Source organism: Mycobacterium sp., assembly GCF_049802695.1.
GTDB lineage: Bacteria > Actinomycetota > Actinomycetes > Mycobacteriales > Mycobacteriaceae > Mycobacterium.
The window spans coordinates 1-6,336 of record NZ_JBARMY010000454.1; the positions used below are offsets into that span (position 1 = coordinate 1).

General features: G+C 65.5%; 6 protein-coding genes and 2 pseudogenes. 3 read left to right on the top strand and 5 right to left on the bottom strand.

Going from position 1 to position 6,336, the window contains the following annotated elements; all coding sequences use genetic code 11:
• The 3 genes and pseudogenes from WA317_RS18245 to WA317_RS18255 all read right to left on the bottom strand — a co-directional run.
• Positions 1–227 (bottom strand): annotated as a pseudogene (locus tag WA317_RS18245) (hypothetical protein); the annotation flags it as partial.
• A gap of 212 nt (positions 228–439) precedes the next feature.
• Complete coding sequence (locus WA317_RS18250; RefSeq protein ID WP_425174376.1) at positions 440–1,141, bottom strand: Rv0518 family GDSL lipase; 702 nt, start codon at positions 1,139–1,141, stop codon at positions 440–442.
• A gap of 205 nt (positions 1,142–1,346) precedes the next feature.
• Positions 1,347–2,621 carry an acyltransferase family protein gene (locus tag WA317_RS18255; RefSeq protein ID WP_425174377.1) on the bottom strand — a complete coding sequence of 425 codons (1,275 nt, stop codon included), beginning with the start codon at positions 2,619–2,621 and terminating at the stop codon, positions 1,347–1,349.
• A gap of 566 nt (positions 2,622–3,187) precedes the next feature.
• Here WA317_RS18255 and WA317_RS18260 point away from each other — a divergent pair.
• Both WA317_RS18260 and WA317_RS18265 read left to right on the top strand, forming a co-directional pair.
• A complete protein-coding gene (locus WA317_RS18260) occupies positions 3,188–3,628 on the top strand; it encodes an STAS domain-containing protein (protein ID WP_425174378.1) in 441 nt (146 codons plus the stop codon).
• A 74-nt stretch (positions 3,629–3,702) separates the two neighbouring features.
• Entirely contained in the window at positions 3,703–4,377 is a 675-nt protein-coding gene (locus tag WA317_RS18265) for an alpha/beta hydrolase family protein (RefSeq protein WP_425174379.1), read from the top strand.
• Positions 4,378–4,380: 3 nt separating this feature from the next.
• Here the strand turns inward: WA317_RS18265 and WA317_RS18270 are convergent, their stop codons facing one another.
• A complete protein-coding gene (locus WA317_RS18270; protein WP_425174380.1) occupies positions 4,381–5,382 on the bottom strand; it encodes a YihY/virulence factor BrkB family protein in 1,002 nt (333 codons plus the stop codon).
• 120 nt (positions 5,383–5,502) lie between these two features.
• Here WA317_RS18270 and WA317_RS18275 point away from each other — a divergent pair, with 120 nt between their 5' ends.
• The gene (locus WA317_RS18275) at positions 5,503–5,976 is read left to right on the top strand and encodes a hypothetical protein (protein ID WP_425174381.1); all 474 of its coding nucleotides are present in this window, start codon (positions 5,503–5,505) and stop codon (positions 5,974–5,976) included.
• Positions 5,977–5,983: 7 nt separating this feature from the next.
• On the opposite strand, the pseudogene WA317_RS18280 reads toward WA317_RS18275, so the two are convergent.
• Positions 5,984–6,336 (bottom strand): annotated as a pseudogene (locus WA317_RS18280) (hypothetical protein); the annotation flags it as partial.

The following is a 6,336-nucleotide window of genomic DNA, read 5'->3' on the forward strand; positions in this document are numbered from 1 at the left end:
CCACCGGTGGGTCCGCCGGGCGCGCCGCCACCGCCGCCACCGGGACCGCCACCACCAGGTGCAGGCGAAGTCTCCGACGGCGCCGGACTACCGGTGGTGATGGTGGTAGTGCTGGTCGTCGTGGTGGGCGTGGGGCCGCTCTTGCTGCCATGGCCACAGCCGACCGCAAAAGCAAGCACGGCGACGAAACCGAACAGCGCGACGGCCAATTTTGCTACAGATCTCATCAGCCCTCAACTTTCATCAATGAACCGACTAGCTGTACCCGCGATATGCCGCAACAAAACGTGGCACCGCCAGTCAAGTAATACGCCTGAATTTCGCACGAGCCCGCTGACTTGTTACGTTTCCCGTTGCGCTGGCAGGTTTTAACTCGCCGACGCAAAGCGATTGCCGCGCACAAGGAATTCGCAGCGATATACGAGGTGAATGCGTCCATTCAGGGGCGTCGCGGTAATTCTGCGCGGATCAGCGGCGCAATCATTTCTGCCATGTACTCATGCCCCGCGTCGGTGGGGTGCACACCGTCGGGGCCGATGAGGTCGGGCCGGTCGACGAACCAGTGCTCGGCGATCGGGTCGACGTAGGCCGCCTCCGCGGCCGCGGCCTGACCGCTGATGATGTCGTCGACCTGCAACACCTCGCCGGGCGGATCAGCGGTCGGCCACGGCGGCCCGATCACCAGAAGTCGCGCCGACGGCGCAATACGGCGTGCGAGATCGAAGCTCGAGCGGGCTTTGTCGGCCAACAGTCCGGGATCGACACCCTGGTCATTGCGGGACCCGAAGAACACCACCAGGCCGTCATTGGGATGGACCGCGCGGGCGGTCAGATCCTCGAAATCGCTGCCGTGGTCACCCAGCACTGCATAACCGGCTCGGCCTTCAGACGCCACGTCCGGTGCAACCTGCACGCCCTGGCGAGCGAGTGCCTGCCAGGCCCGCGCCGTCCACGCCCTTGGTCCCAGGCCGCCAACATCGGTGCCGGTGGTGTAGGAGTCGCCCACTACGGCCACATGGGCCACCGGCGAACCGAGGCTCAACGTCACCACCGGGCGCGTCGCCGAGGGAGCCGGCGACTGATTGCCGGCCACGCCGCCAACGACAGCGAGCGAGACGACGAACGTGGCCATTCGGCCCATTTGCTACCCCCCGCTCTTCCCGGCGATGTCGGTCAGTAGTCAAGCGGCATCGTACGAGCACCCTCGACGGCGACGTCGGCTACCTCGTCGAACACCTAGCCGGAGACCATCAGCATTTATACAACTGCTGCTCGATCATCGGCAGCAGCCGTGAAACATAGGCCCTCACATCAGCTTTGATTGGCAAAGCACTCCCCATGGCACGTCAGCCCGCGCGCACCGACATCGCCTTGCGCGCCTCGCGGGTCTCTCGCGTCTCTCGGGTTTCTAGGGCGCCGTCGATCGACTGCAGCTTGCCCTTCACCGGTTCAGGCGAGGAGGCCGATGAGTCCACGGGCGCGTGCGCCTTCAAGTTCCTGACGTCAACCAGCCTGCGCATCCATCGGCGGGCCGGCTCCTCCACAGCGTGAAAGAGCACAGCCGACGCGGCGAACGCGCCGGCAAGTAGGCCGACGACGATCGATTTCCCGACATAACCGTGGAGGGTGAGTTCGAATTGCTTGGCGGCCCATATCCATGAGGTGTGCACCAATTCGTGCACCATGTAGAGGCAGAACGAGATCTGCCCACCGAAGACCATCACCCGCGTGGACAGCAGGCCGGGAAAACCACCGGTGCCGACCGCCAGCGTCATGACCAGTGGGACGAACAGCACGTCGACGAGCCCGCCGCTGTCCTGCACGCCGGTGATGGGATAGGCATCGAAGAGGTACATCAGGACCACGATCGAGGCGACCAGCAGCGCAGACACCGACCCGGCGACGAGCCGAGCCCGATCGGTCAGGCGTAACCGCCGCACCCCGACGCTGATCAGCGCTCCGGCCGTGAACTGCATGACGATGCGCGGCAGCCAGCTCCACGGCGTGTAGAACTGCCCGCTCGTCAGCAACAGCAGCACCGGCGGCAGCGAGGCAACGAACCCCAGCCAGATCAGGCTGCGTGCCCTGGTCACCTGAGCCATCCGGAAGATCACCAGCACCAGCACCCCGAACAGCAGATAGGCCAACCACTCGGCGCTGATCGACCAGGCCGGCCCGTCCCAGCTCGATCCGTCGAAATAGGGCTGAAACCACAGCTGCACGAGCAGGAGTTGGCGCACGTAGCTGATCGCGGTGAGTTGACCGACGCTTTCCGACGGCACATGACCGACGTGCAGCGTGAAGATCACCCACAGCGCCGCCAGGTGCAGTGTGACCAGGTACACCGGCCAGACCCGGGCCAGCCGTAGCCACAAGAAGTGCAGCGTGGCACGGGTCGACCACGACCAACCCATTCGATCGAGATAGTTCCAGGTCAAGACGAACCCACTGAGAATGAAGAACAGGTCGACGCCTTGGGCGCCGCAATTGAGCACCGGCCCGAGGGCGTCGCTGAAATCGGGCGCAGCCTCCCACAACAGCGGCCGGAAGTGGAACAGCACGACCCAGAGGGCGGCGATGATGCGAAGACCGGTGAGGGCCCTGATCTCTCCGCTGCGCACAACACTCTTTCTCGTAGGAGCCTGCGGTCAATACGCGCCGCCGGGTCGGCTGAGCGGACCGGCCATCCACACGGCAGCGTTCGGAGGGTATCAGTGAATCGCCCAGACGGCGCATCGGCAACGCGGTGTTGCCGGTAACAACCCGGTAAGCTTCGGCCACTCGGGCCACGAACCTCTTTTGCCCAGTCACCGATCGGTGCGCCGTCGAGGAGCCGAGGGCCGCATGGTGCTCGCAGTGGTGAAAATCCCCACCGGTGGCGACGCCGGCATGGTGCTGGCCGGTCCCGACCAAGAGAACCCGCTCGGCTTCCGGTTGCCTTGAGGCATAGCTTCTTTCGGACGGGTGGAGTGCCGGGGGTGCAACGCATAGCGACTACACAGGATGTTCTGCTGTGCGCCAGAAGAACTGCCGCCGTGATGGCGCAGCGTCGGTGTCAAAGTCCGTTCTTAGCAAAGTATTAGATGCTGCTCCCCGACGCCTTAAATTCGGGGGTTAGCGTTTGGGTCATTGAGGGCTTCCCTCAACCGTCCGCGGCGCGAGGCGCCACGTAAGAACTGAGGCCGTCATGACCATCTCGATCGACACAGCGGCTTCAGGGCGTCCCGCTTCCGACTGCAACGGGGCCCAGGTCCGAGCGCAGTACCGCCACTTGGCCACCGTGGTCAGCGTCAGCGGCGCAATCGACCTCGAGAACGTCGACCAGGTCAGCCGTTACAGCAGGCGCTTCATTCTGCAGGACCAGCCGTTCGTCTTGGACTTGCGCGGTGTCGACTCCTTCTCGTCGCAGAGCATGACGTTCTTGCAGCAGGTCGACGAAGATTGCCGCATGGCCGGCCTGGAGTGGGCGTTGGTGGCGAGTCCGATGGTCAGCCGGGTGCTGCGAATCGTCGACGAGGACGCGACGTTCCCCGTCGCGGCGTCGGTGCATTCGGCGCTGCAAACCTTCGCCGACGACATCTCCGCGCGCCGTCGGCTGCTGCTGCCCTTGCTGAGCAAGACCGCCTGACGTCTCGGCTCAGCCGAAACGGTTCTGCGGCGCCATCACGGCTGACACCACTGCCCGGCAGGCAGACTGGGGTTGTGGAAACCGTCGAATACGCGCCCGGCCGGTTGGTTGACCTGTTCGGTGACCTCAGCCGGCCAACCGTGTTGATGTGGCACGGTCAGCAGTCCAACGCTCGCGCGGCGATGCGCCCCCTCGCCGCGCTCGTTGCCGAGCACGGTCTGGCAGTGGTGGTGCCCGACTGGGATTCCCACGGCGATGACGGCGGCCGCGGGGATCTGCTTGCTTCCGTCCAGTACGTGAACGAACACGTCGAACCCTCGGATGGCGTGGTGCTGGTCGGCTGGTCGATGGGCGGTTTAGCGGCGGCGGGGTTGACGATCCACGCGCGCGAGTACGGAATGGAATTGGTGCACACCGTCTGCCTGGCCGGCGCGTTCGTCGTCGCCGACCCAATCTCGGGTGAACATCTGGAGGAAGCATTGGCCGGCAACCCGGGTAGATCCCCGTTCACGCTTTTGCACGGCGTGGCCGACGACGTCCTTCCGGTCGAGGTGAGCCGGTCATTCGGCGCCGTCCTCGAGCGCAACGACTGGCCGGTCGACCTGGTGGAGCTGGCCGCGGACCACGGCTCGATCGCCGGCGCCACCTATGATTCAGCGGCTGATCGCTATGCGGCAGCCACTGACACCGAGACATTGGCCGTCGCGGCCGACGTGGGGGCGCGCATCGCCGGCGTGGCGCGCAGGTAACGGTTACTGCGTCGGCTCGCGGTCATCCGGCTCCGCAGGCTCGAAGCCGACATCGAGGCGTTGCTCGGGCCGCCGAGTCTCGGATCGCAGTTTTTCGTTGTAGAACAACTTGTCCCCTTCGATGAGCGGGGGCTGGACGATGCTGCGCGGCCACATGCCTTTGGCTCGGACCACATCAGCTTCGATGGCGTAGATGATCAGCGTCGCCTGTAGCGCCAGCCAGGACATCAGCCCGATCACCACGCCGAAGAATCCGGCCACAGCCTGGGCGTGGCGCAACTGATGGGTGACAATCACCCCAGCCACGGTCAGCAGGAACTGCCATCCGATGGCGCTGACCGCTGCCCCGGGCACCATCGCCCGCGTCGGAACTGTGCCGGACACCGCCACCCGGAAAAGTGCCAGGAAGAAGCCGAAACCAAGGACCGTTCCGACGACGACGCTGACCGCGTGTGCAGGAAGGCCGTGAAAGCCCCACGACTCCGCCGCGCCGGCCGCCGTCCCCGAGGCGCCCGTCACCACGATGATCAACGCCAACACCAGCAACGCCGCGATAGTGCGGGCGTATCGGGGCGCGAAGCCGGGCCAGTCGACTTTCGGGACGGCCCACACGGTGTTCAGGGCGTTCTGCAATCCGTTGGCGAATCCACGGGCACCGTAGAGCGCGCCGAGCACGCCTACGGTCAACGACACGGTCGTGTGGCCGAAGCTCGCGACACCGAGCTGTTGGTGAAGTTGGCCCCCGATGATCGGGAACTCCGCGAACGCAGACTTCAGCAGGTGCTGCTCGAGCTCGGGATGTGCCCGCAGGACCGCGCCGAGAACAGCGGTCAAGGCCAGCAACAGCGGGAACGTGGCGACGAACGAGTAGTACGCCAGCAAAGAAACAAGATTGCCGCCCTGATCATCACCGAACTTCTTGACCACCGCGATCGGGAAACCCACCACCGGATGCCGTTGTTGCCAACCATCGAAGCCGCGGGCTGCTCGCTCAATTGGATTCACCGGTAAACCCCCCGCACGGTAGTTGGACGGATGCCTACCATTCTGACGGTCCCGGTGCCTCGCAGCGGCGTGAGCCACGCCGGGTGCCGGCGTCCTCGCGGCCCGGTAGGCTGCTATTCCATGACGGGGAAGAAAGCGACGGTTCGAAGATCGGCGCTTGTCACCGCTTACCTGATCGCGGGCTGTGCAGCGTCGCTCGGCACCGCCACTGCCGATCCCCCTGCACCGCCGCCCGCGCCCAAGGCGATCATCGACCACGACGGCACCTTCAAGGTCGGCGCTGATATCGCCGCCGGAACGTACAGCTCAGCCGGCCCGGTTGACGGCAAGACCTGCTACTGGAAGCGGGTGGGTGGTCCCAGCGGCACTGAAACCGTCGACAACGCCATCAGCAAAAAGCCGCAAGTGGTGCAGATCGACCCCGGTGACAAGGTGTTCAAGACCGACGGCTGCCAGCCGTGGCAGATGACGGACCCGGCGAACGCGCCGCCGGACGTCTCGCCGTCAGCCGCCGAAGCACAGTTGCGCGGCAACCTCAATGACCTGAACGGACGCGCCGGTCAGGCCGGTGTCCCGCCGCTGCCTCAGCCCTGACGGCGCTTCAGCGGGCTCGCCTGAGTTGCGCTTTCGCTGCCCGCACGAGGTCCGCAGCATTTCGGCTCGCCTGCTGCGCCTGAGCGAAACCCTGTTCGGCGATCCCGAGATCGCGCTCAGCCGCGCGGAGACTCTGGCGGGCTTCGTTGCGCCGCGCACGGGCTGCAACCATTTCAGCGCGCCGCTCTGAAAGTGCATCGTCGGCCTCGGATCTGGCTTGCTCCGTGGCGGCCAATGCCGCATTCAGCTTTTCCTGCTGCTCTCGCGCTGCCCGCAACCGACTCTCGCGCTCCCGGGCCGCAACCTGCTTCTCGGCGGCCCGGGTGTGTGAGCTCTGCTGCTTCGGGACTTGCTTGGCGG

What these genes read in the sequence shown, in the direction of transcription:
- WA317_RS18250 (WP_425174376.1), bottom strand. Translation starts at nt 1,141, where the DNA reads ATGGGCCGAATGGCCACGTTCGTCGTCTCGCTCGCTGTCGTTGGCGGC.
- WA317_RS18275 (WP_425174381.1), top strand. Translation starts at nt 5,503, where the DNA reads ATGACGGGGAAGAAAGCGACGGTTCGAAGATCGGCGCTTGTCACCGCT.
- WA317_RS18260 (WP_425174378.1), top strand. Translation starts at nt 3,188, where the DNA reads ATGACCATCTCGATCGACACAGCGGCTTCAGGGCGTCCCGCTTCCGAC.